Origin of the sequence: Actinoallomurus sp. NPDC052274 (assembly GCF_040679475.1) — a bacterium.
Lineage (GTDB): Bacteria > Actinomycetota > Actinomycetes > Streptosporangiales > Streptosporangiaceae > Actinoallomurus > Actinoallomurus liliacearum.
In genome coordinates this window covers 89,998-112,322 of the sequence record NZ_JBFAUT010000016.1, presented here as the reverse complement: position 1 = coordinate 112,322, position 22,325 = coordinate 89,998, and the positions used below count along the sequence as shown (strand labels likewise).

Sequence of the window (22,325 nt, the reverse complement as noted above, 5' to 3'; positions counted from 1 at the left end):
CTACCCGCCCATCAGCTGGTTGAGTGCCAGGTTGATCAGCTGGTCGAGTAGGAGGCTGGTGATCTCCTTGAAGATCGGGATCTCCAGGAGCGAGGCGCCGAAGGTCTCGATCGCCGTGGCGACGGCCTCGAAGATCTCTATCGCGAGCTGGACCAGTTGCACGATCACATTGATCTTCAAGACGAGGACCACGCCCGCGGTGAGCATGAGGCCCCCGCCGATCGCGGCGGCGCCGAGGCTTCCGGTGTCCAGGTTGGGGGCCGGCGATCCTTCGGCGCCCCACCTGTTCTGGAAGGCCGCCATGCCGTCGCCCTTGTTGTCGGACCAGACCCGTTGCGCGACACTGTTGAACTCGCCGACCGCGCTGGTGAGCGTGCTGTTGAAACCGAGCCAGCGCTGACCCATCTCGAAGAGCCTGGTCTCATCGGATTCGGGCCAGTTGTAGCCGAGCATTCCTAAGAGGGAGACCAGCTCTCCCGGTAGTTGCAGGCCCATGCGCGGCTACCCGAGGACCTGGCGGACGCGGTTGATCTCGAGTCCGGCCGCCTGGACGGTCTTGCCCGCGTCGGTGGCGGCGTCCTTGCCGGCGTACTCGGCCGTCTCGTAGCCGTTCGCCAGGCCGTGCAGGGCCTCGACGTGCGCGTCGAGCTCCTCGACATTCGACGAGTAGCTGTCCATCGCCATGTCGTGGATCGCCTGGTAGCACATGCCGATGAGGCTGCCGATGTCGTCCCCGCCGAAGGGGTCGCTCTGGCCGGTCATGTCGTTGGCCAGCGCCTCGAGCTCCGAGTCCAGTTTGTCGACGGCTTTTTCCAGCTCACCGGCGATCCGTCGGATCCCGGCCGGTGTGACGTCCAGTTGCTCGCCCACGGCAGCACCCCCACGCGCCCCGCTTTTCGCAAATTTTACCTTGCGGGAGCGCGGTCGGAAGATGTGAAGGTGGCTCTGTGTGAAAATTCGATATTGGCGCAGAATTTAAATCGGTTTTCGGTATGGCAATAATCGGCCATTACCACCAATGGTGATCATTATTGCGCATCGCGGGCGACGGCGTAGCGGATCTTGTCGGGACGGCGCGGCGTTTGACGCGGCGCGGTAGCGGCCTGCACACTTGGTGTCATGCCAGCGCGCCTCATGCCGACCGCCCACGTGGCCCCTTGCCACGCGGTCGCCGCGCTGTGTCCTTCGTGTTGTTGTCGCTGACCCCGCTCAGACCGACCGTCAGCCTGCGGCATGCGCCGCGCCACCGAAGGACTTCCCGGTGAATCTTTCCGTCATCCCGGATCTGACCCTGCAGGGCGCCGACAGCCCGTACGCCACCCGTCCGACCGTCACGATCGGCCGCCTGGCCGGGCTCGTCCGCACGCTCGCCGCCAGTCCCGTCGACTGGTGGCACCTCGCCCGTTTCGACGGCGTGCCCGTACGGCTGCCGGGCGAGGCGGAGATCTGGCTGTCCGCGTGGCCGCCCGGGTACCGCGCCGCTCCCGCCGCCGACGTGCTCGCGGTGCTCGCCGGAGAGCTGTCCGAACGCACGATCACCGATCACGGGGTCGCCGAGCGCGCGCTACGGGCGAACCGGATCCGCGTGTACGGCGCCGGGCACCCGCGAGAGCTCCTGAACCCCGGCCCGGCGTACGCGGTCAGCCTGCACGCCACCGTCTGATCCGTGCGGCGACCGCGTACGACGTCGGCCCGCACGCGACCGTCAGGTGAGCGTTCGGTGAACACCGTCTCTGACCCGCTGCAACTCCGATATTCCGCCCTTACGGTCATGTCACATGTCCCGCGTCTTTTCCTGGGTGATGCTGGGGGTGAGCATCGTCGCGATGGGCGCGGCGATGACGCTCGGCACCTCGGCGGCCGTGCCGTACTTCGGGCCGACCTGGCCGTTCCTGACCTTCGGCGGATCTCCGTCCTCGACGACGGTCACGACCCTGACGTGGACCGCGGCGGTGGCCGCGGGAGCGGGGGTGCTCGCGGGGCTGTACGCCCTGCGCCGGGGCGCGTGGGTGAGCCCCCGGCGGCTGCTCATCGCCGGGGCGGTCGCCGCCTGCGTCTACGCGCTGCTGCCGCCCACCGGCTCCGTCGACATGATGAACTACGCCATCTACGGACGGATCGCCGACCTGGGCCGGGACCCGTACGTCACGACGCCCCTGCGCCTCGCCCACACCGGTGACCCGGTCGGCCTGCTCCTGCCCAGCGGCTGGCAGCGGGTGCCGACGGTGTACGGGCCGGTGATGACGTTCATCCAGTGGCTCGCCGCGCACTTCGGCGGCAACTCGATGGCGCGGATCATCTTCCTGCTCAAGTGGGCCAACGCGGCGGCGTTCATCGGCACCGGGGTGATCCTGCACCGGATGACCGGCCCCGACCCGGTCCGCCGGCTCCGGGCCTGCCTGCTCTGGACGGCCAACCCGCTGATCCTGTTCTGGATGGTCGGCAGCGGGCACGCGGACGCCTTCGCGGTCTTCTTCCTGGTCGCGGCCCTGTACGCGGCGCGGCGCTCGGCCTTCGCGGGCGGTCTGCTGGGCGGCGCGGCGGTCGCCGTCAAGGCGTCGTTCCTCTTCCCCGCCGCCGGCCTCGTCATCGCCGCGTGGCTGTCCCCGGCGCGGTTCCGGCGCGCGTCGGCCGCCGTGGCCGGCCTCCTGCTGGTCGGCGGGGGCGGCTACCTGCTGGCCGGGCCGGCGGCGCTGCATTCGCTGGGCGCGCGGCTCGGCCGCAAGAAGGACCGGTACCTGCCGGTTCCGGAGTACATCCTGACCCACCACGGCCTGTACGTGGTGTGGATGGGCGCGCTCGCGGTCGCGCTGACCGCATTCCTGTGGTGGCGGTCCGGCCTGCCCTTCGCGCTGTGGCGACGGCCGTCCGAAGCGACCCGGCGGCTGCCGCTGGACGTGCTGCCCGTGGCGGTGCTGGCGTTCGGCACCACACTGGTCTCGCCGCTGCAGTACCCCTGGTACGACGCCATGCTGCTGCCGATCCTGGCGTTGCTGCCGTACCGCCGCCTGGACCGGACGCTGATCGCCCGGGGGGTCATGCTCGCGCTGTGCACGCTCCCCGGCGTGCGGGTGAACGGCTACCAGCACTTCTATGTACGCTGGGCCAACCTCGTCTGGCTGGCCGTCTTCATCGTCGTCGTCTGGTGGGGGACCCGCCGCGCCGCCGCCGGACCGCCCGCCGATTCGCCGGGACTCACGTCGCCGTCGTCGGTGTCGCCGCCGTCGTCATCCCCGGCTCCGGCCTGACCGCGTCCCGGCGGGTGGTACGGGCGGCTCACTCGGTCCGCAGGCCTTCCGGGTCCATCAGGCGCCGTACGGTCGGGAGGCTGAGCGCCGTCACCAGGAGCACCACGCCGGCGGCGACGCCGCAGATGCCCGCGACGGCCGTCCAGTTGATGGAGACCGGCTCCTCGGCGATCTTCAGCAGCAGCGCGCCGAGACCGGTCCCGGCCGGGATCGCCAGCAGCAGGCCCAGCAGCATCGGCACGGTGGTCTGCCACAGCACCGACCGGTTCAGGACGGAGCGCCGGGTGCCGAAGGCGACGAGCATCGCCAGCAGGCGGCGCCGCTCCTTCATCTGTTCCAACACGGTCACCAGCAGGACCGCCCCGATCACCAGCAGGGCGGCGACCGCGCCGATGAACAGGCCTCGGCGGACCGCGCCGAACCCGTCGTCCTCCCGGGTCCCGGTCATCATCATCACGTCGGCCATCGGATCGATGGCCGCCACGGCGTTGCGCATCCGCTCCACGGCGTCCCTGTCGGCGGTGTTCATCCGTACGAGCATGGTGACGTCCGTCATCCGGAGGACGCGGGGGCCGACGGCGGCGGGGGTGGCGAAGATGCCTTCCTCGGTCTCGCCGAGGGGGTCGGTCCGCTGCTCCGCCGGGCGCGCGGACCTGGGGATCCGCCACGACGGGCCACGGCCTCCGCCGGTGTCCTCGTCGGCGTCGACCCGGCCGGTCTCGCCCGGGCGTGGGGCGTCGGGCCCCCGGAGACCGGCGAGGAAGACGTCACCGTCGGCGCAGCGGTCGATCCGGATCACCTCCCGGAGAGCGGGGCAGTCGGCGACGGTCAGCATCACCGAGGACGCGTCCTTTCCCGAGCCCGGGAGGAGCAGGCTCGTCGTGGCCCTGGCCAGGGCCCCGCGTACGTCGGGCGCGGAGCCCAGCCGTGCGGCGGCCCCGGCGGCGCGCGTACCGTCGACGGTCTGCCGGAACGTCACCTCAGCCTGCGCGCGCGAGGTGTCCTGGCCGGTCTGCTGCACGTAGTCGCCGCGCACGCCGGTGAACATCGTCTGCAGCGCGATCGCTCCCGCGGCCGCGACGACGATGCCGCTGACGGCGCGCACGGAGGTCCCGCCGTCCAGTTGCAGCCGGCGTACCGCGAGCTGCCAGGACAGCCCACCGCCGCTCCCGAGGCGGCCGACGACCGCCTCGACGATCCACGGCAGCAGGGCCGCGATGCCGATGAGCAGCAGCGTCACCCCCGCCGCGACCTGGTACTCGTTGAAGCGTCCCAGTCGGCGAACCCCGCCGAACAGCGGATACAGCAGGGCGAGGCCGAGGACGGGGACGATCAGGCGCCACCAGAGCCGACGCCGGGCACGAGTCGCGCTGCGGACGACACCGAGCGGCTCGATCATCACCTTCCGCAGGGAGAAGAGGGTGACGAGCACCGACGAGACGGGAACGGCCAGTGCGATCAGCACCGCGGGCAGGAGCGCGGGCCGGAGGTCGGCGGCGAAGAAGCCGACGCCGAACAGCGTGACCTGCGCGACGAACACCCGTACGACCAGGAACATCAGCGCGCCGGCCAGCAGCCCGATCACCGACGCCAGCAGCGCCTCCGCCGCGGCGAAGCGCCGCGCCATGCGCTGGTCGGCGCCCATCAGGCGCAACGCGGCGAGCCTGCGGTCGCGGGATTCGCCGCCGAAGCGCATGGCCGTGCCGATGAACACCGCGATCGGCAGCAGCAGGACGACGAAGGCGATCACCACGAGGAGCAGCAGCACCGGGCCGAGGCCCTCGCCGGGGGAGCGGCTGCCGAACGACGTGACGCGCACGACGCCCGACCGCTTCGTGAGCCGATCGCTGCCGGCGTAGAAGGCGTACTCCTGCGCGCCTCCGAGGCCGGCCTGGCCGATCGTGCCGACGACGCGGTAGCCGAGACGCGGCCGCAGCAGGGCCCCCTCGCGCGAGGACAGCAGGTCCGCCAGCGCCGGTGACACCACCATCTCGCCCGGCTTCGGGAACGCCGTCACGCCGGGCGGGAGCGGTGCCCGCGGCCCCTCCGGCCTGAGGATCCGGCCTCTGATCGATTTGCGGTAGAAGTCCGTGTCCTGCACACCGATGAGGAGCGAGCGGTCCGAAGGGGCCGACGGCTCAGCCGTCGTCGCGTAGTCGCGCGCCGAGGTCCGCTCGTGACGTGCCTGGAACATCGTCGGCATCGAGGCGGCGACCAGGAGCATCATCACGCCGAGCCCGACGCCGACCGCGGTCATCGCGATCCTGCTCCACCCGGAGCGTCCGCCCGCGAACGCCAGCCGGACACCGAGCGCGAGGTCGCCGGACCACCGCGCGTACCAGGGGCGCGCCGCCGGTCGCGAACCCGCGGACGGCGCGCTGCGGTGCGGACGGCTCACGCGGGCTCGCCTCCCTGCGTCCGGCCGTCGCGTACCACGACCTCGCGGTCCGAGTAAGCGGCGATCCGCGAGTCGTGGGTCACCAGCAGGACGGCGGTGCCCGTCCTCCGGGCGGATGCGGTGAGCAGGTCCATCACCCTCTCGCCGTTCAGCGAGTCCAGCGCGCCCGTCGGCTCGTCCGCGAAGATCACGCTGGGGCCGGCCGCCAGCGCTCGGGCCACCGCGACCCGCTGGCCCTGGCCGCCGGAGATCTCCCCGGGCCGGTTGGCGGCGACGTCGGCCACCTCCAGCACCTCCAGCCATTCCACGGCCTTCGCCTCGGCGACACGGCGCCGGGCGCCGCCGAGGCGCAGTGCCAGCGCGACGTTCTCCAGGCACGACAACTCCGGTACGAGTTGCCCGAACTGGAAGATGAACCCGAACTCCGTGCGGCGGAGCGCGCTGCGGTCCGCGTCGGACAGGGTCGTCAGGTCATCGTTCCGGTAGACGACGCGTCCGGAGTCCGGTCGCAGGATGCCGGCCAGGCAGTGCATCAGCGTGGACTTCCCGGACCCGGACGGGCCCATGAGCGCCACCACCTCGCCGGCCCGGATGTGCAGCGAGGCGCCGTCGAGCGCCCTGCTCGGACCGAACGCCTTGTACAGGTCGACGCCGTACAGCAGCGGCGGGCCGTCGGCCCGGTCGCCCGCCATCGGCGCCTCCGCGGAGATCGCGTAGCTCATCGGCGCACCTCCCGCGCGAGCTCGTCGAGTCGTGCGGCGGTCAGCTCCAGCCAGCGCAGGTCCGCGTCGAGGTGGAAGAGCGCGTGGTCGCAGATGAGCTTGTCGGCGAGGTCCCCCTGCGTCTTGCGGCGGGTGAGCTCGCGCATGAGGCGCAGGTGCTCCGCCCGCTGGGTGTCGAGGACCTCGGCGGCGGCGCGGCCGGTCAGCAGGGCCAGCACCACCTTCGTGTACAGGGTGCTCTGGAGGTACGGCTCGGGCTTCTCCGGCTGCGTGAGCCAGCGTTCGACGTCGGTGACGCCGGCGTCGGTGATGGTGTAGCACTTGCGCTCCGGCCCGCCGCCCGGCTCGACGCTCTCCACCGCCACGAGGCCGTTCTTCAACAGCCGGGCCAGGGTGGAGTAGACCTGCCCGTAGTGCAGCGGACGATCCCGTCCGAACCGGTCGTCGTACGCGCGCTTGAGGTCGTAGCCGTACCTCGGGCCCGACTCCAGAAGGCCGAGCAGAGTCTGTGCGACTGACATGACCGCGACTATACACACAGGCTATACACGGCGTGTGTAGTTCCAGTGTCGTCGTCGCGATCGTTCTCCTCGATGCGCGGCGGCTCGTCAGGGTTCGCGGCGCCGGGAGCGGAACAGCCCCCGGAGCACGAGCACGACGCCCAGCGCGACGGCGACGCCGGGGACCACCCAGTCGGGGGGACGCCCGTCGAGGTAGCGCACGGCGACGCCGAGGAACACCACCCCCGCGACCAGCGACGACGGGTCGAACCTATGCCGGAACACGGGTGACCTCCATGTCCCCGACCTTTCCGCGCAGCCGCAGCGCGATGACCGGCGCGGCGCCCACCGGGGGCACCTCCGGGTCGAGCACGCGCTTCACCCTGGCCCGCGGGCCGCTCGTGATCTGCCGGTCCACGGTGATGTCGCCGAGGAACGACTGCGCGTCCAGCTCGACCCGCGCCGTGGCGGGCAGCCGGACCGTGAGCACGCCGAGCGTCACGGTCGCGGTGACGCTGACGAACTGCCCGGGGGCGAGCGGCACCGTGGTCAGGTCGACCGTGCCCTCCCCGATGACGACCTTGTGGGACTGCTCGGCACTCGACACGTCGGCGGGTCGCCAGGCCATGGTGTGCGTCCTTCGCGCGACGGCCGGGTCGCCGGCGATCGAGCTCGATGCCAGTGCCAAAGACATGATCGCTCCAACGATGATCAGCTTGCGGTCCCGGCCGAACCAGGAGCCGATGAGAAGACCGGCCGCGACCACGACGAGTGCGCCGGCGATGATGATCTGAAGGCGGCCGAGATCCGGTCGCCGGTCGCCGACGGCGTACAGCACGCCCGCCACCAGGACCGCGGTCACCAGCGTGCACACCGTCAGGTAGGACCTGCGCCGACGGGGAACGACCGGCGAGGGTCTCGGCGGCGAGGGGGGAGGCGGTTCCGTCGTGAACGGTTCCGTCGTGAACGGTTCCGTTTCGAGCGGTTGCGTTTCGAGCGGTTCCGTGCGCGCCAGACGAGCGAGATCGATCATACCGTCGGGCGCTCGATACGGGGGAGGGGTGGGGGCGGCCGGGGGAGTCCACGACGACAGCGGCCGGCCCTTCACGGCCTCCGGCAGGCCGCGCGCCATCCCCACCAGGTCGACGCCGCGGGAGCGCGCGACCAGGAGCGTCAGCGCGAACACCACGAACGCCGAGAGCGCGTCCGGCGACCCCCAGTCGCCCACGGCCGCGAGCACCGTCGCGGCGCCCAGCGCGGCGCCGAGCAGCGCCAGCGCCCCGTCGCCGTCGAACAGCCGGCGGCCGACCCGCTCGATCTTCGAAGGCCCGCCGTCGGGCGCGCCCATCAGCAGGTACGCGCCGATGTACAGCAGGACACCGACCCCCGTCGTCAGGACGAGCAGCGCGAACCCCACCCGGAACACCACCGGGTCGATGCGCGTGTAACGCGCCAGGCCGGCGCACACCCCCGTGATGAGCCGGCCCTCCTGCGCCCGGGTGAGCCGCCGTGGCGGCGCGCCGCTGTCCTCGGTCATGGGGATATCGTCGCGAACGCCGTCGCCGATCACCATCCGGGACACCCCTGACCCGTCCCTGAGCATCTCGGGGTCGGCCCAGGGACAGCCCCGATGCGATCACGCGCGGAACGTGTGACGATCGAGGTGTGCCCGAAAACCCTGGTGAGGCCGCCGACGCTCCTCCGCGCCTCGAACGACGCGCCGACGGCCGGGTGGCCGCCGGTGTCTGCCGTGGCCTGGCCGACCACCTGGGGCTCGACCTCGTCATCGTCCGCGTGGGGTTCGCCGTGCTCATCGGCGTCGGCGTGGGCGTCATCCCGTACGTCGCGCTGTGGCTGCTCGTCCCGCCGCGGGCCGACGTGCGGCCGCGCCGTGACTGGGCCCAGCTGTTCGGGTACGGCGTGGTCGTCTGCGTGCTGTCGGCGTTCACGTTCACCTCGGTCACCGAACGCCGGGCGCTGTGGCCCCTCGTGGCGGGCGGCATCGGCGTCGGCCTCATCTGGCAGCAGGCCGACCCCGAGCATCGGCGGCGCTGGGTCCGCAACACCCGTTCCCTGTGGATCCGCAGCGTCGTCGGCGCCGCCCTCGTCATCGCGGGCCTGGCCGCCTTCCTGTTGCAGAACATCCAGCACCTCGGCCAGGTCCTGGTGGGCTCGACCATCGTGCTCGTCGGGGTGGGCGTCATCGTGGCGCCCTGGCTGCTGCGCATGTGGCACGACCTCGACGACGAGCGCCGGGAGCGGATCCGATCACAAGAGAGGGCCGAAGTGGCCGCACACGTACACGACTCGGTGCTGCACACGCTCACGCTGATCCAGCGCAACGCGCACGACCCGAAAGAGGTCCAGCGGCTGGCGCGCGCCCAGGAGCGGGAGCTGCGCGCCTGGCTGTACCAGCCGAAGGCCGACGCCGAGCAGGCGCTCGCCCCCGCCGTACGCAAGATCTCCGCGGAGGTGGAGGACTACCACGGCGTGCCCATCGAGGTCGTGTGCGTCGGCGACTGCCCGCTGGACGAGCGGCTCGGCGCGATGCTGCAGGCCGCCCGCGAGGCCATGGTGAACGCCGCCAAGTACGGCGGCGGGCCGGACGGAGAGACGCCCTCCGTCTCGGTCTACGCCGAGGTGGACGGCGACGAGGTGATGATCTTCGTACGGGACCGGGGCCGGGGATTCGACCTCGACGGGGTACCGGCGGATCGCATGGGCGTCCGGGAGTCCATCATCGGACGCATGGAGCGCAACGGCGGCAAGGCGGAGATCCGTACGGCTCCGGGCGAGGGAACCGAAGTGAGACTGGAGTTGAAGCGCTCATGACCCGTGTCGTGCTGGTCGACGATCACCAGATGTTCCGCAGCGGCGTGAAGGCCGAGCTGGGCGACTCCGTGGAGATCGTCGGCGAGGCGGGGGACGTCGACGAGGCCGTGGCGGTGATCGCGGCGACCCGGCCCGACGTCGTGCTGCTCGACGTCCACCTGCCTGGCGGCGGAGGCGTCGAGGTGCTGCGCCGTGTGCTCGGCGGGGCCCGGAGCGGCCCGGCCGAGCACGCGACCGCCGACCGCGGCGCGACGACGCGCTTCCTGGCGCTGTCGGTGTCCGACGCGGCCGAGGACGTCATCGGCGTGATCCGCGGCGGCGCCCGCGGCTACGTCACCAAGACGATCTCCGGGCCGGAGCTGACCGGCGCGATCGGCCGGGTGGCCGAGGGCGACGCCGTCTTCTCGCCCCGCCTGGCGGGGTTCGTGCTGGACGCCTTCGCCGCGACGGACGCGCCGTCCATCGACCCCGAGCTGGACCAGCTCACCCAGCGCGAGCGCGAGGTGCTCCGGCTGATCGCCCGCGGCTACGCCTACAAGGAGATCGCCAAGGAGCTGTTCATCTCGGTGAAGACCGTCGAGACGCACGTGTCCTCGGTGCTCCGCAAGCTGCAGCTGTCCAACCGCCATGAGCTGTCCCGCTGGGCCGCCGCCCGCCGCCTCGTCTAGCCGGTGACCTCGCGCAGCTCACCGGACTCGACGTCGAAGACGAACCCGCGCACGGCGTCCTTGTGCGGGACGAACGGGTTCGCTTTGATCCTCGCGATCGACTGGCGCACGTCCTCGTCGACGTCGGTGAACGACTCGACCGCCCAGTCCGGCCTGAGGCCGGTGTCGGCGAACAGCTGCTCGCGGAACCCGTCGTCGGTGATGCCCTGCATCCCGCAGCCGGTGTGGTGGATCAGCACGATCTCGCGGGTGCCGAGCATCCGCTGGCTGATCGACACCGAGCGGATCACATCCGGGGTGACCACCCCGCCGGCGTTGCGGATGATGTGCGCGTCGCCGATCTCCAGGCCCAGCAGGCCGAACATGTCGAGGCGGGCGTCCATGCACGCCACGATCGTCAGGTGTCGCGACGGTGCGGCCGACATGCCCTCGGCGTCGAAGCCCTCGCGGTAGCGCCGGGCGTTCTGCAGGAGTTCATCGGTGACGGACATGGGTGACGGCTCCTCTACTCAAAGTGGATCACTACATTCCATCACGAAGTCTGTTTCCGGAATTCGCCGCCTCCCCTGAGCCGCCGAGACACGCGGGACGGTTCCGGTCAGCGGCGGAGCATGGGGACGTGGGGGATGCCGTCCTCGACGTACTCCGGGCCGTCGACGACGAAGCCGTACTTCGCGTAGAAGCCCGCGACCTGCGTCTGCGCGTCGAGCCGCACCGTACGGTCGCCGACGGCCTCCAGTGCCGCCTCCATGAGCCGCCCTGCCAGCCCCGCCCCGCGCGCGTGCGGTGCCGTCACGACCCGGCCGATCCGCGCGCCGTCCGGGTCGTCCAGCACGCGCAGGTACGCCTCCGGCGCGCCCGAGTCGCCGGGCAGCCAGACGTGCCGGGTGCCGGGCTCGGTGTCCCGCCCGTCCAGCTCCGGGTACGGGCAGTTCTGCTCGACGACGAAGACGTCCACCCGGAGCTTCAGCAGCGCGTACAGAGTGCCGGCGTCCAGCTCCGCGAACGACGCCACCCGCGGTTCGGTGTCACCCATGACCGACGATCCTAGAAAGCGGGCGGGCCCGCTCCTCACAGCAGGGCGGCGAGCAGGCGTTCCTGGAAGGCCGGCACGTCGCTGGCGACGGCGACCTTGACGACCGGGCGGTCGCCCTCGTCGGCGTACGAGCGGCGGTCCCACAGGGTCGTGCCGCGGGTCCGCTCGCCGCGCAGCTCGACGCGTACGGGCCGCTCGGCGTACTCGCCGAGGGACGGGTCGACGGCCAGCATCGCGGCCAGCGCGTCGTGGATCACCACGCCCCGGGTGCCGAGCGAGGCCGTGTAGGCGGCCGTGTAGAACTCCAGGATCCGCGCGGCGAACCGGGCGAGGTCGGAGTCCGCCTCGGCGAGCCGGTCCAGCCACACGCCGTCCAGCGCGGTCGGGTGGGTGGCGTCGAGCGGGACCAGCGTGACCGGCCAGCCCGCGCTCAGCACCAGTTCGGCGGCCTCCGGGTCGTGCCAGATGTTGGCCTCGGCGTGGCTGGTGACGTTGCCCTGGTGGTCGAACGCCCCGCCCATCACCACGACCTCGCGGAACATCGTCGGCAGCGACGGCTCCAGCAGCAGCGCGATGGCGAGGTTGGTCAGCGGGCCGACGGCCACCAGCGTCAGCTCGCCGGGGCGTTCCCGGCCGAGCCGGATGATCTGCTCAGGCGCGGAGATCTCGACCGGGCGGCCCGCCGGGGCGGGCAGGTTCGTGTCGCCCAGGCCGTCCGCGCCGTGCCAGTCCGGCGCGTAGTCCACGTCCTGGGCCATCGGGCGGACGGCGCCCACGGCGACCGGAACGTCGGGCAGCCCGGCGCGTTCGAGGACCCGGAGGGTGTTGAGCGCGCCGACCTCCGGGGCGACGTTGCCGTGCACGGTGCCGACGGCGACCAGCTCCGCCTCCCCGGCCTTCACGAGGCTGGCCAGGTAGAGCAGGGTGATCGCGTCATCGACGCCGGTGTCACAGTCGAGCAGGATCTTCGGTGCCACGTCGTCCGTTCCTCGGGGAGATCTTGAATAGGGGAAGGTCACTCGGCCGGGACGACCTGGAAGACCTCGGCCAGGCGGCCTTCGGGCAGGCCGCCGAGGCGGGCGCTCGCGCCCATCCAGGTGCGCAGCATCTGTTCCAGGTCGTCGCGGTGGGAGACCTGGCTGGCGTGCGCGCGCAGCGCCGCGAGCTTGCGGTCGAAGACGTCGGTGACGTCGACGTACTGGTTCGGCGACGGCCCGCCGGTGATCCAGATCTCCCGGGCGGTCCAGGCCTCCAGCCCCTCGGCCCGCAGCTCCGGGAAGGCGTACGGGTTGCGGGCGTCGGGGTAGACGGCGTCGAACGCGGCCGAGCCGACCGCCCGGTGGTCCGGGTGCCCGGCGTAGACGCGCTCGTAGTTCCGCTCGGGGCTGGGGATGACGACCCGGTCGGGCCGGACCTGCCGGATCACCCGCGCGATGTCGCGGCGCAGGTCGAGGTCGGCCTCGACGCGTCCGTCGGGGTAGCCGAGGAAGCGCAGGTCGGTGACGCCGACGCACTTGGCGGCCGCGGTCTGCTCGGCGCGGCGCAGCGGGCCCATCTCCTCGCGCGGGACGTCGTCGTCGAAGCCGCCCGCGTCGCCGTCGGTGACGAGGAGGTAGGAGACCTCGATGCCCGCGTCCACCCAGGTGGCGACCGTGCCGGCACAGGAGAAGTCGATGTCGTCGGGATGGGCCATCACCACGAGGGCGCGCTGAACGTCGTCGATCACGGTGGTCATCATAGGAAATCAACCGCTTTAACCCACCAATCAGCCACAACTCTGGCGCCAGAGGGGTCCACGGGGGTATTCCGAGTCCATGAAGAAACTGATCGGTGAGGTCGACGACGTCGTCCTCGACACCCTGCGTGGCATGGCGGCCGCCCATCCGTCCCTGCGGGTGGACCTGGACCGGCGCGTCATCGTCCGCGCCGACGCCCCGCGTACGGGCAAGGTCGGGCTCGTATCCGGCGGTGGCTCCGGGCACGAGCCGCTGCACGGCGGCTTCGTCGGGTACGGCATGCTCGACGCCGCCTGTCCCGGCGAGGTCTTCACCTCACCGGTGCCCGACCAGATCCTCGCCGCGACCACCGCGGCGTCCGGCGGGGCCGGGGTCGTGCACATCGTGAAGAACTACACCGGCGACGTGCTGAACTTCCAGATGGCCGCCGAACTGGCCGAGGACGAGGACATCGAGGTCGTGCCCGTCGTGATCGACGACGACGTCGCCGTCCAGGACAGCACCTTCACCGCCGGGCGGCGGGGCACCGGCGCGACCCTCTTCGCCGAGAAGACCGCCGGCGCGCTGGCCGAAGCCGGCGGGACGCTTCAGGACGTCGCCGCCGTGGCCCGCGAGGTCAACGAGCGGACCCGCTCCTTCGGCGTCGCGCTCACCGCCTGCACCGTCCCGGCCGCCGGGCGCCCGACCTTCGAGCTGGGCGCGGACGAGATGGAGCTCGGCATCGGCATCCACGGCGAGCCCGGCCGCGAGCGTACGAAGCTGCGCCCCGCCCCGGAGATCGTCGACGTGGCGCTGTCGGCGATCGACGAGGACATGCCGCTGTCCGGATCGGAGGTCCTCGTCCTGGTGAACGGCATGGGCGGCACCCCGCTCATGGAGCTGTACGGCGCGTACGCCGCCGTGGCGGACTGGCTCGGCGGGCACGGCGTGACGGTCGCGCGCTCGCTCGTCGGCAACTACGTGACCAGCCTGGAGATGGCGGGCGTGATGATCTCGGTCCTGCGCCTCACGCCGCGGCTCACCGAGCTGTGGGACGCGCCGGTGGACACGCCCGGCCTGCGGTGGGGGCGCTGATGGACACTCGTCGCTGGATCGAACGCTTCGCCGAGCTGGTCGCGGCGGACGCCGACCGCCTGACCGGGCTCGACGCCGCGATCGGGGACGCCGACCACGGCGTCAACCTGAACCGCGGGCTGCGGGCGGCGGTCGAGGCCGTCGGGCCGGACCTGCCGCCCGGCAAGGTGCTGATGGCCGCCGGCCGGGCGCTGGTGTCCAAGACGGGCGGCGCGTCCGGACCGCTGTACGGCGGCGCGCTGCGCAGGGCGGGCAAGGCCCTCGGCGACGCCGCCGACGTGGACGCCGCCGCGCTGGCCGGCGCCCTGCGCGCCGCGCTCGACGCCGTACAGGACCTCGGCAAGGCCGTCGAGGGGGACAAGACGATGGTCGACGCCCTCGCGCCGGCGGTCGCCGCGTACGCGGCCGCGGCCGGTGACGGACCGGCCATCGCCGCTCGGGCCGCCCTGGACGCGGCGGAGAAGGGCGCCGAGGCCACCGTGCCGCTGCAGGCGCGCAAGGGCCGCGCCAGCTATCTCGGGCCCCGCAGCGTCGGCCACCTGGACCCCGGGGCCGCCTCGACCGTCCTGCTGTTCCGCGCCCTCGCCGACGCCGCGGGCGTTGGGTGATCTCGCGGCTTGCGCCTGACGCGGCGTCAGGACCTACCGTCCCGGACATGACGCCACACGCGGACGCCGGCCGGACGCTGGCGGTGGGGGAGCTGGCCCGGCTGACCGGGCTGACCGTACGGACCCTCCACCACTACGACCGGCTCGGTCTGCTGTCGCCCGCCCGAGATTCGGCCGGTCGGCGGTGTTACGGCCCCGCCGAGGTCCGCCGCCTCCACCGGATCCTCGCGCTGCGCGGGTTCGGGCTGTCCCTCACGGAGATCGCGAAGGTCCTGGACGGTGCGGGCACCGACCTGCGGGCGCTGCTGCGCCGGCAGCTCGAGCAGACCGAGGAGCGGATCGCGGCGGCGCAGCGGCTGCGCCGCACGCTGCTGGCCGTCATCGACGCGTCGGCCCGGAACGACGAGGGGACCGGCCCGTCGCTCGACGAACTCGTCGAACTCATCGAGGTGATGATGACGATGGACCGCAAGCTCACGCGCGAGGAATTCGAGGAGATGAACCGGCGGCGCCAGGAGACGATGGACCGGTTGAGCCCGGAGGAGGTCGCCGGGCTACAGCGGCGGCGCGCCGAGGCGGCGTCCCGGCTCAGCCCCGAGGAGCTCGAGGAGATGAGCCGGCGGCGGCGGGCGCTCCTTCCCGACGGCGTCGACCTCGCCGATGAGTCGTGATCGGCGGCTTGCGCCTGACCCGACGTCAGGACTTGGCGTCGCCGTCATCACGCCGGACACGGACGCCGGCCGGACGCTGGCGGTCGGAGAACTCGCCCGGACCTGCGGGCTGACCGTACGGACTCTCCACCACTACGACCGGCTCGGTCTGCTGTCGCCCGCCCGGGACTCGGTGGGGCGGCGGTGCTACGGCCCGGCCGAGGTTCGCCGGCTGCATCGGATCCTCGCGCTGCGGGGGTTCGGGCTGTCCCTCGCCGAGATCGCCGAGGTTCTGGACGGTGCGGGGACCGATCTGCGGGGGCTGTTGCGCCGGCAGCTCGAGCAGACCGAGGAGCGGATCGCGGCGGCCGAGCGGCTGCGCCGCACGCTGCTGGCCGTCATCGACGCGTCGGCCCGGAACGCCGAGGGGGCCGGGCCATCGGTCGACGAACTCGTCGAACTCCTGCGAACCGGACCGGCCGCGCGCCCGATCGGTCGCGAGCAGGATGAGGTGGGATGCATCAGATGTCCCGAAATGCGGCACCATCTGGTGCATGAGCACCGTGGGAATCGTGCTGATCTCGCACAGCCGGGCCCTCGCCGAGGGAGCCGCCGAACTCGCCGCCCAGATGGGTGTCGGCGAGGTCGCCGTACGGCCCGCCGGGGGTGACGGCGAGGGCGGCCTGGGCACGAGCATCGACCTCGTCGAGCAGGCCGTCCGGGAGGCCGACGGCGGGGCCGGCGTCGTGCTGATCGCCGACCTCGGCTCCTCCGTGCTGACCGCCCGGACGTACCTGGAGGAGCTCGAGGACGCCCGTGCCGGCCGCCCGGGCGAGCCGGAGACGAGGGTCGTGCTGGCCGACGCGCCGTTCGTCGAGGGCGCCGTCGCGGCCGCCTCGGCCTCGGCCGGCGGCGCCGACATGACCGCCGTCGTCCGCGCCGCGAACGAGGCGTACGCCTTCCGCAAGACCTGAGAGCGGCGCGCGGCTGTCGCCGACACCCAATACTCTTCATTGAGTGTCGACGCTCGTAAGCCATCCTCTCCTCGACGGCCTCAATGACGCCCAGCGCGCGGCGGTCGCCCACCAGGGCGGTCCGCTGCTGATCGTCGCGGGCGCGGGCTCGGGCAAGACCCGGGTCCTCACCCACCGGATCGCCTACCTCCTCGCCGAGCGGGGCGCGCAGCCCGGCGAGATCCTCGCGATCACGTTCACCAACAAGGCCGCCGGAGAGATGAAGGAGCGCGTCGACGCGCTCGTGGGGCCGCGCTCCCGCGCGATGTGGGTCATGACGTTCCACTCCGCGTGCGTGCGCATCCTGCGCCGCGAGGCGAAGCGCCTCGGCTTCCCGTCGAGCTTCTCGATCTACGACCAGGCCGACTCGCAGCGGCTGATGGCGCTGGTCTGCCGGGAGCTCGACCTCGACGCGAAGCGCTACCCGCCGCGGAGCTTCTCCGCCCAGGTCTCCAACCTCAAGAACGAGCTGATCGACTACGAGACCTTCCGCGACCAGGCCGCGACGCACATGGAGAAGACCCTCGCCGAGGCGTACACGATGTACCAGACGCGGCTGCGGCAGGCCGGCGCGATGGACTTCGACGACCTGATCATGACGACGGTCAACCTGCTGCAGGCCTTCCCCGACGTGGCCGAGCACTACCGGCGGCGGTTCCGGCACGTCCTCGTCGACGAGTACCAGGACACCAACCACGCTCAGTACGTCCTGGTCCGCGAGCTGGTCGGGCAGTCCGGTGACGACGAGGTGCCGCCCGCCGAGCTCTGCGTGGTCGGTGACGCCGACCAGTCGATCTACGCCTTCCGGGGCGCCACGATCCGCAACATCCTGGAGTTCGAGCGCGACTACCCCGACGCGGCGGTCATCCTGCTCGAGCAGAACTACCGGTCCACCCAGACGATCCTGTCGGCGGCCAACGCGGTGATCGAGCGCAACGCCGACCGCAAGCCCAAGCGGCTGTGGTCCGACCAGGGCGATGGCCCCAAGGTCAGCGGGTACGTCGCCGACAACGAGCACGACGAGGCCGCGTTCGTCGCCCAGGAGATCGACCGGCTCAGCGACGAGGAGGACGTCGCGCCCGGTGACGTGGCGGTCTTCTACCGCACCAACGCCCAGTCGCGGGTGTTCGAAGAGGTCTTCATCCGGGTCGGCCTGCCGTACAAGGTCGTCGGCGGCGTCCGGTTCTACGAGCGCAAGGAGATCCGCGACCTGCTCGCCTACCTCCGGGTGCTCGCCAACCCCGAGGACACCGTCAGCCTCCGCCGCATCCTCAACGTTCCCAAGCGGGGGATCGGTGACCGGGCCGAGGCGTGCGTGGAGGCCCTCGCCGGCCGCGAGCGGATCTCGTTCTGGCAGGCGCTGCGCCGCGCCGAGGAGGCGCCCGGCATCGCCACCCGCTCGCTGAACCAGATCAAGGACTTCGTCGCACTGCTCGACGAACTGCAGGACATGGTCGAGACCGCGACGCCCACCGAGCTGATCGAGGCGATCCTGACCCGGAGCGGCTACCTCGCGGAGCTGGAGGCTTCCCGCGACCCGCAGGACGAGACCCGCATCGAGAACCTCCGCGAGCTGGAGTCCGTGGCGGCCGAGTTCGAGGAGCGCCTCGCCGCCGGCGTGGCCCCGCCGGCGGCTGGCCCGGCCGACGAGGAGGAGGAGCCGGCGCCGGCCAGTGCGGAAGGGCGGCTCGTGGAGTTCCTGGAGCAGGTCGCGCTGGTCGCCGACGCCGACCAGATCCCCGGCGGTGAGGCGGGCGTCGTGCCGCCGAGCGACCGCGGCCAGGAGGGCGTCGTCACGCTGATGACCCTGCACACGGCCAAGGGCCTGGAGTTCCCGGTCGTGTTCCTCAGCGGCATGGAGGACGGGGTCTTCCCGCACCTGCGCTCGCTCGGCGACGCCAAGCAACTGGAGGAGGAGCGGCGGCTCGCCTACGTCGGCATCACCCGCGCCCGGCAGCGGCTCTACGTCTCCCGCGCGACGATGCGCAGCTCCTGGGGCGCCCCCTCGTACAACCCGCCGTCCCGGTTCCTCGGCGAGATCCCCGACAAGCTCGTCGAGTGGAAGGGCGGCGGCCAGGGCGCGCAGGCCACCCCGGCGATGGCGTCGCTGTCGCAGCGGCCGGGCGTGCGGTCCCCGGGCAACCGCGTGGTGCCCGCGCTGTCCCCCGGTGACCGGGTCGTCCACGACTCGTTCGGCCTCGGCACCGTCGTCTCGGTCGACGGGGCCGGGGAGAAGGCCGCCGCGACGGTCGACTTCGGCGGCGACTACGGGGTGAAGCGCTTCGTCCTCCGGTACGCGCCGATCGAAAAGCTCTGACGTCCGGTACACGTACGTCAAGCAGCCGAAAAGGTTGCACGGCCGATATGGCCGGATGCGGGCGTCGACATGTGGCGCGCGGACCGTCATGATGCACCTGGGAGCACCTGCGGCCCGTTGGGAGGAAAATGGGGCGGTTCGCGCGGCGTCTCCTCGTCGCGGTCGTGTCCGCGCTGAGCACGACCGTAATCACGTCATCGGTTCTCGCGCCGCCCGCCGTGGCCTCCCCGGGACGGCCGGTGACGCCGCCGGCCGGCGGCTACCACATCCCCGCCTACCGCCCGGCGCCGGCGACGCAGCGACTGGTGGTCTGCAAGCCCGGCGCCCACCTGACCGGCCTCGCGCAGCAGTTGGCCGCCGAGTGCGGCTACCACGACATCCAGGCGGCCGTCGACGCCGTCCGGCAGCGCGGCACCACCATCTACGTCCTGCCCGGCACCTACCGCGAGCGGCCGAGCCTGGCCGCGCCGTCCGGGGCCTGCCGCGCGCTCGCCGACGCGGCCACCCTGACGTACGACCAGCAGCGCGCCTGCCCCCACCTGCGCAACCTGATCAGCGTCTCCGGCCTGGAGGATCTGCAGATCGAGGGCGTCGGCGCCGGAGTCGTCGTCCAGGGGGACCGGCCGGTCGGCGTCCGCGCCGACCACGCCGACGGCTTCTACCTGCGGGGCGTCACGGTCCAAGGGTTCAAAGAGGACGGCGTGGCGGTCGTCGAGACCGACGGGTTCGCCCTCGACCGCGTCGTCGCGCGCGACGACGGCCAGCACGGGCTCGCGGCGTACGCCACCGACCACGGCGTGATCGCCGACTGCGAGGCGTCCGGCAACGGCGACGCGGGCATCGCCACGGCCTCGGCCTCCGACCAGCGCGGCGACCGGCTGTCCGTGGAGATCCGCGGCTGCCGATCGCACGGCAACCTGATCGGCTACTCCGGGACGGCCGGCGACTCGGTGTACGTCCACGACAACGAGTTCTCCGGCAACGCCACCGGCGCGGTGCTCGACAGCAGCGTGCAGGCGGTCGGCATGCCGCAGAACCACGCGATGTTCGTGGCGAACCGCGTGTTCGGCAACAACGCCGACCCCTACCGCGACTGCGGCTCGCACTGCCCGGCGCGCGCGGTCCCCGTCGGCACCGGCATGCTCCTGGCGGGCGGCGACGAGAACACCTACGCGAGCAACTTCGTCTACGACAACTGGCGCTACGGCATCGCCCAGTACTGGATCCCGGCGAGCCGGCGCGGCGAGACCGACCCCGCCAAGCAGCGGGACACCTCGCACGGCAACCGCTACGTCGGCAACCTGATGGGCGTGACGCCGTTCGGGGCGTCCGCGCCGAACGGCGTCGACTTCTGGTGGGACGAGCAGGGCGACGGCAACTGCTGGCAGAACAACGCCTCCTCGTGGGGCCGGCCGCGCAGCGACCCGGCGGCGCTGCCCGACTGCGACCACCCCTCCTCCGGCGGGCCGTACGCCCAGCAGGGCAACCCCGCCAAGACCGCGGTCGTCACCGCCTGCGCCGGCTACGCCCCCGGCCGCCGGCAGCCCGCGGGCTGCACCTGGTTCACCGCGCCGGGCAGGCCCGCGGCCTGACCCGCGGTGCCGCGCGCGGGGCCGGTCGGCGCCGTTCCCGCGCGTAACGACTAGTCTGCGGAACAGTCCACGCACCCCGGTAGGAGGCAGTAATGGCGGGTCCGATCCGCGTCGTCATCGCCAAGCCCGGTCTCGACGGCCATGATCGCGGCGCGAAGGTCGTCGCCCGCGCGCTGCGCGACGCCGGCATGGAGGTCATCTACACGGGGCTGCACCAGACTCCCGAGCAGATCGTCGAGGCGGCGCTGCAGGAGGACGCCGACGGCATCGGGCTGTCCATCCTGTCCGGCGCGCACATGACGCTCTGCGCCAAGGTGGTCGAGCTGCTGAAGGAGCGCGACGCGCTCGACATCACGGTCTTCGTCGGCGGCATCATCCCGGACGCCGACATCCCCGAGCTGGAGAAGCTCGGTGTCGCGAAGATCTTCACGCCCGGCGCCACCACCCAGGAGATCGCCGAGTGGGTCCGCGGCAACGTCGGCGGCGAGGACTGAGCGTCAGCTCGGAGGGACCGGCAGCGGGGAGCGTTCGGCGCTGAGGGCCAGCACGACCAGGGCGGACGTCCAGCCGAGCGGGGCGACCCCGGCCTGCCGGCCGTCGTCGTCCACCTTCTCCGGGAACGACCCGAGTGACGAGCGGTGCGCGATCAGCCAGTCGAGCCAGTCGCGCTTCCCGAACCTGTCACCGATCGCCGCCGCCTCCAGCGCGAACAGGCCCGTCTCCGGGGTCCACGCGGCGCCGGCGCCGTACCTCTCGCCGGGCACCGCGCCGCCCTTCGGCAGCCGCAGCCGGTCCCGGATCCGGGCGACGGCGGCCAGCACACCGGGCGCGGGGGCCGCGAACGGCGGGGCCAGGAAGGTGACGGAGGCGTCCACGGCCCCGCCGGGGATCGGCGAACGCGGATAGCCGTACGGCCCGAAGCGCCGCTCGATGGCCGCGGCCAGCCGGTCGGCGGCCCGGTCCCAGCGCTGCGCCGCCCCGGCGTCGCCGTGGTCGGCGGCCAGCGCGGCGGCGGCCCGCAGCCCGGCCAGCATGGGCGCGCAGACGCCGAGCGTCGGCGCCTGGGGCGCCTGCTCCCGTGCCGGGCTGCGCTCCCAGTAGTCCGGGGACGGCGGCGGCAGGCCGTCGCCGCGCAGCGCGGTCGCGGACCGGTCGGCGGCCCGGCGGACCATCGGCCACAGCGTGTCCAGGTCGACCGCACGGGGGTCCTTCGCGCGCAGGAACCAGGTCGCCCACAGCACCCAGCCGAGGCTGTCGAGCTGCACTTCCCGGCCGTCCGCGACGGCCGTGCCGTCGGGCAGGTAGCGGGCGGCCCACAGGCCCGTCGGCGCCTGGGCGCGGGCGAGGAAGTACAGCACCCGCTGGGCGTCGCCGCCGTGCCCGGTCGCCGCGAACGCCGCGACCGTGAACGCCGCGTCGCGCGGCCAGACGTAGTTCCACGCGCCGTACCAGGACGCGGTCGAGGCACCGTTCGGCAGGGTCAGGATGCGCAGGTCGAGCAGGGCACGGCCGGCCGCCTCGCGCTGTTCGGGCGTGCCGCCGGGAACCGTGCCGGCGGCCAGCCACGCCTGGTCGGAGTGGATCGCGTCGGTCACCCGTGAGTCGTCGCGGGGGAGGGTCACCGGTTCGTCGCCGCCGAACGGGACGAGCCGCGCCCGGCCGTCGGGGAGCAGCAGGACGTTGCTGTCCGGGGCGTACGAGCCGCCGGCCGCCTCCTCCGGCGCGATCGGGACCCGCGCGAACGGCCAGCCGCCGTTGCCGAGGAGGCCGGGGCTGCGCCACGGGGAGTCGCCGGGCCGCGGGAGGGCCGCGGCGCAGGTCGCGCTGAGCGAGGCCACGAGGAGCAGCAGGGCGACGCGGCGAACGCTCCGTGCGGTCTTCCGCGTCACTCGCGCACCTCCCGTGCCGTCTCCGACCCGTACCAGCGGCTT

Annotated in this window: 24 protein-coding genes; 12 read left to right on the top strand and 12 right to left on the bottom strand. The window is 72.5% G+C overall.

Going from position 1 to position 22,325, the window contains the following annotated elements:
- Both AB0K82_RS16405 and AB0K82_RS16400 read right to left on the bottom strand, forming a co-directional pair.
- Complete coding sequence (locus tag AB0K82_RS16405; protein WP_364397625.1) at positions 1-495, bottom strand: hypothetical protein; 495 nt, start codon at positions 493-495, stop codon at positions 1-3.
- 6 nt (positions 496-501) lie between these two features.
- Positions 502-870 carry a hypothetical protein gene (locus AB0K82_RS16400; RefSeq protein ID WP_364397623.1) on the bottom strand — a complete coding sequence of 123 codons (369 nt, stop codon included), beginning with the start codon at positions 868-870 and terminating at the stop codon, positions 502-504.
- Between the two features lie 391 nt (positions 871-1,261).
- Between AB0K82_RS16400 and AB0K82_RS16395 the strand changes: the two genes are divergently transcribed.
- Positions 1,262-1,663: a cysteine dioxygenase gene (locus AB0K82_RS16395; RefSeq protein WP_345353037.1), complete on the top strand. Its 402-nt coding sequence runs from the start codon at positions 1,262-1,264 to the stop codon at positions 1,661-1,663.
- A gap of 115 nt (positions 1,664-1,778) precedes the next feature.
- The gene (locus AB0K82_RS16390; RefSeq protein WP_364397622.1) at positions 1,779-3,248 is read left to right on the top strand and encodes a hypothetical protein; all 1,470 of its coding nucleotides are present in this window, start codon (positions 1,779-1,781) and stop codon (positions 3,246-3,248) included.
- A 28-nt stretch (positions 3,249-3,276) separates the two neighbouring features.
- Here AB0K82_RS16390 and AB0K82_RS16385 read toward each other — a convergent pair whose 3' ends face one another.
- From AB0K82_RS16385 to AB0K82_RS16365, 5 genes are all read right to left on the bottom strand, one after another.
- Positions 3,277-5,646, bottom strand: coding sequence for an ABC transporter permease (locus tag AB0K82_RS16385; RefSeq protein WP_364397620.1), 2,370 nt, complete (start codon positions 5,644-5,646; stop codon positions 3,277-3,279).
- Positions 5,643-6,338, bottom strand: coding sequence for an ABC transporter ATP-binding protein (locus AB0K82_RS16380; RefSeq protein ID WP_364397712.1), 696 nt, complete (start codon positions 6,336-6,338; stop codon positions 5,643-5,645). The genes AB0K82_RS16385 and AB0K82_RS16380 overlap by 4 nt, the downstream gene beginning before the upstream one ends.
- 26 nt (positions 6,339-6,364) lie before the next feature.
- The gene (locus AB0K82_RS16375) at positions 6,365-6,889 is read right to left on the bottom strand and encodes a PadR family transcriptional regulator (RefSeq protein WP_364397618.1); all 525 of its coding nucleotides are present in this window, start codon (positions 6,887-6,889) and stop codon (positions 6,365-6,367) included.
- Between the two features lie 87 nt (positions 6,890-6,976).
- The gene (locus AB0K82_RS16370) at positions 6,977-7,153 is read right to left on the bottom strand and encodes a hypothetical protein (protein ID WP_364397616.1); all 177 of its coding nucleotides are present in this window, start codon (positions 7,151-7,153) and stop codon (positions 6,977-6,979) included.
- Positions 7,140-8,405 (bottom strand): PspC domain-containing protein, encoded by a 1,266-nt coding sequence (locus tag AB0K82_RS16365; RefSeq protein WP_364397614.1) that lies wholly within the window; start codon positions 8,403-8,405, stop codon positions 7,140-7,142. The genes AB0K82_RS16370 and AB0K82_RS16365 overlap by 14 nt, the downstream gene beginning before the upstream one ends.
- Before the next feature lie 128 nt (positions 8,406-8,533).
- Between AB0K82_RS16365 and AB0K82_RS16360 the strand changes: the two genes are divergently transcribed.
- Positions 8,534-9,700: a PspC domain-containing protein gene (locus tag AB0K82_RS16360; RefSeq protein ID WP_364397612.1), complete on the top strand. Its 1,167-nt coding sequence runs from the start codon at positions 8,534-8,536 to the stop codon at positions 9,698-9,700.
- Positions 9,697-10,368: a response regulator transcription factor gene (locus AB0K82_RS16355; protein ID WP_364397610.1), complete on the top strand. Its 672-nt coding sequence runs from the start codon at positions 9,697-9,699 to the stop codon at positions 10,366-10,368. Before AB0K82_RS16360 ends, AB0K82_RS16355 begins: the two co-directional genes overlap by 4 nt.
- Here AB0K82_RS16355 and AB0K82_RS16350 read toward each other — a convergent pair.
- The 4 genes from AB0K82_RS16350 to AB0K82_RS16335 form a co-directional block, all read right to left on the bottom strand.
- Complete coding sequence (locus AB0K82_RS16350; RefSeq protein WP_364397609.1) at positions 10,365-10,859, bottom strand: carbonic anhydrase; 495 nt, start codon at positions 10,857-10,859, stop codon at positions 10,365-10,367. The genes AB0K82_RS16355 and AB0K82_RS16350 overlap by 4 nt on opposite strands.
- Before the next feature lie 107 nt (positions 10,860-10,966).
- Positions 10,967-11,404, bottom strand: a complete 438-nt coding sequence (locus AB0K82_RS16345; RefSeq protein ID WP_364397608.1) for a GNAT family N-acetyltransferase — start codon at positions 11,402-11,404, stop codon at positions 10,967-10,969.
- A 35-nt stretch (positions 11,405-11,439) separates the two neighbouring features.
- Complete coding sequence (locus tag AB0K82_RS16340) at positions 11,440-12,381, bottom strand: nucleoside hydrolase (RefSeq protein ID WP_364397606.1); 942 nt, start codon at positions 12,379-12,381, stop codon at positions 11,440-11,442.
- A 38-nt stretch (positions 12,382-12,419) separates the two neighbouring features.
- Entirely contained in the window at positions 12,420-13,130 is a 711-nt protein-coding gene (locus tag AB0K82_RS16335) for a PIG-L deacetylase family protein (RefSeq protein ID WP_364397604.1), read from the bottom strand.
- Positions 13,131-13,218: 88 nt separating this feature from the next.
- On the opposite strand from AB0K82_RS16335, the gene dhaK reads away from it, so the two are divergent.
- The 8 genes from dhaK to AB0K82_RS16295 all read left to right on the top strand — a co-directional run bounded on the left by dhaK (position 13,219) and on the right by AB0K82_RS16295 (position 20,888).
- Positions 13,219-14,214, top strand: coding sequence for a dihydroxyacetone kinase subunit DhaK (dhaK, locus tag AB0K82_RS16330; RefSeq protein WP_364397603.1), 996 nt, complete (start codon positions 13,219-13,221; stop codon positions 14,212-14,214).
- Entirely contained in the window at positions 14,214-14,822 is a 609-nt protein-coding gene (gene dhaL / locus AB0K82_RS16325) for a dihydroxyacetone kinase subunit DhaL (RefSeq protein WP_364397602.1), read from the top strand. Before dhaK ends, dhaL begins: the two co-directional genes overlap by 1 nt.
- A gap of 47 nt (positions 14,823-14,869) precedes the next feature.
- Complete coding sequence (locus tag AB0K82_RS16320) at positions 14,870-15,493, top strand: MerR family transcriptional regulator (RefSeq protein ID WP_364397601.1); 624 nt, start codon at positions 14,870-14,872, stop codon at positions 15,491-15,493.
- Positions 15,483-16,142 (top strand): MerR family transcriptional regulator, encoded by a 660-nt coding sequence (locus AB0K82_RS16315; RefSeq protein WP_364397599.1) that lies wholly within the window; start codon positions 15,483-15,485, stop codon positions 16,140-16,142. Before AB0K82_RS16320 ends, AB0K82_RS16315 begins: the two co-directional genes overlap by 11 nt.
- Complete coding sequence (gene dhaM, locus AB0K82_RS16310) at positions 16,027-16,446, top strand: dihydroxyacetone kinase phosphoryl donor subunit DhaM (RefSeq protein ID WP_364397597.1); 420 nt, start codon at positions 16,027-16,029, stop codon at positions 16,444-16,446. The genes AB0K82_RS16315 and dhaM overlap by 116 nt, the downstream gene beginning before the upstream one ends.
- 43 nt (positions 16,447-16,489) lie before the next feature.
- Complete coding sequence (gene pcrA, locus AB0K82_RS16305) at positions 16,490-18,802, top strand: DNA helicase PcrA (protein WP_364397595.1); 2,313 nt, start codon at positions 16,490-16,492, stop codon at positions 18,800-18,802.
- A gap of 128 nt (positions 18,803-18,930) precedes the next feature.
- A complete protein-coding gene (locus tag AB0K82_RS16300; RefSeq protein ID WP_364397593.1) occupies positions 18,931-20,394 on the top strand; it encodes a right-handed parallel beta-helix repeat-containing protein in 1,464 nt (487 codons plus the stop codon).
- Positions 20,395-20,486: 92 nt separating this feature from the next.
- Positions 20,487-20,888, top strand: coding sequence for a cobalamin B12-binding domain-containing protein (locus tag AB0K82_RS16295; protein ID WP_364397591.1), 402 nt, complete (start codon positions 20,487-20,489; stop codon positions 20,886-20,888).
- Between the two features lie 3 nt (positions 20,889-20,891).
- Here the strand turns inward: AB0K82_RS16295 and AB0K82_RS16290 are convergent, their stop codons facing one another.
- Complete coding sequence (locus tag AB0K82_RS16290) at positions 20,892-22,283, bottom strand: glycoside hydrolase family 15 protein (protein WP_364397590.1); 1,392 nt, start codon at positions 22,281-22,283, stop codon at positions 20,892-20,894.
- Positions 22,284-22,325 lie beyond the last annotated feature (42 nt).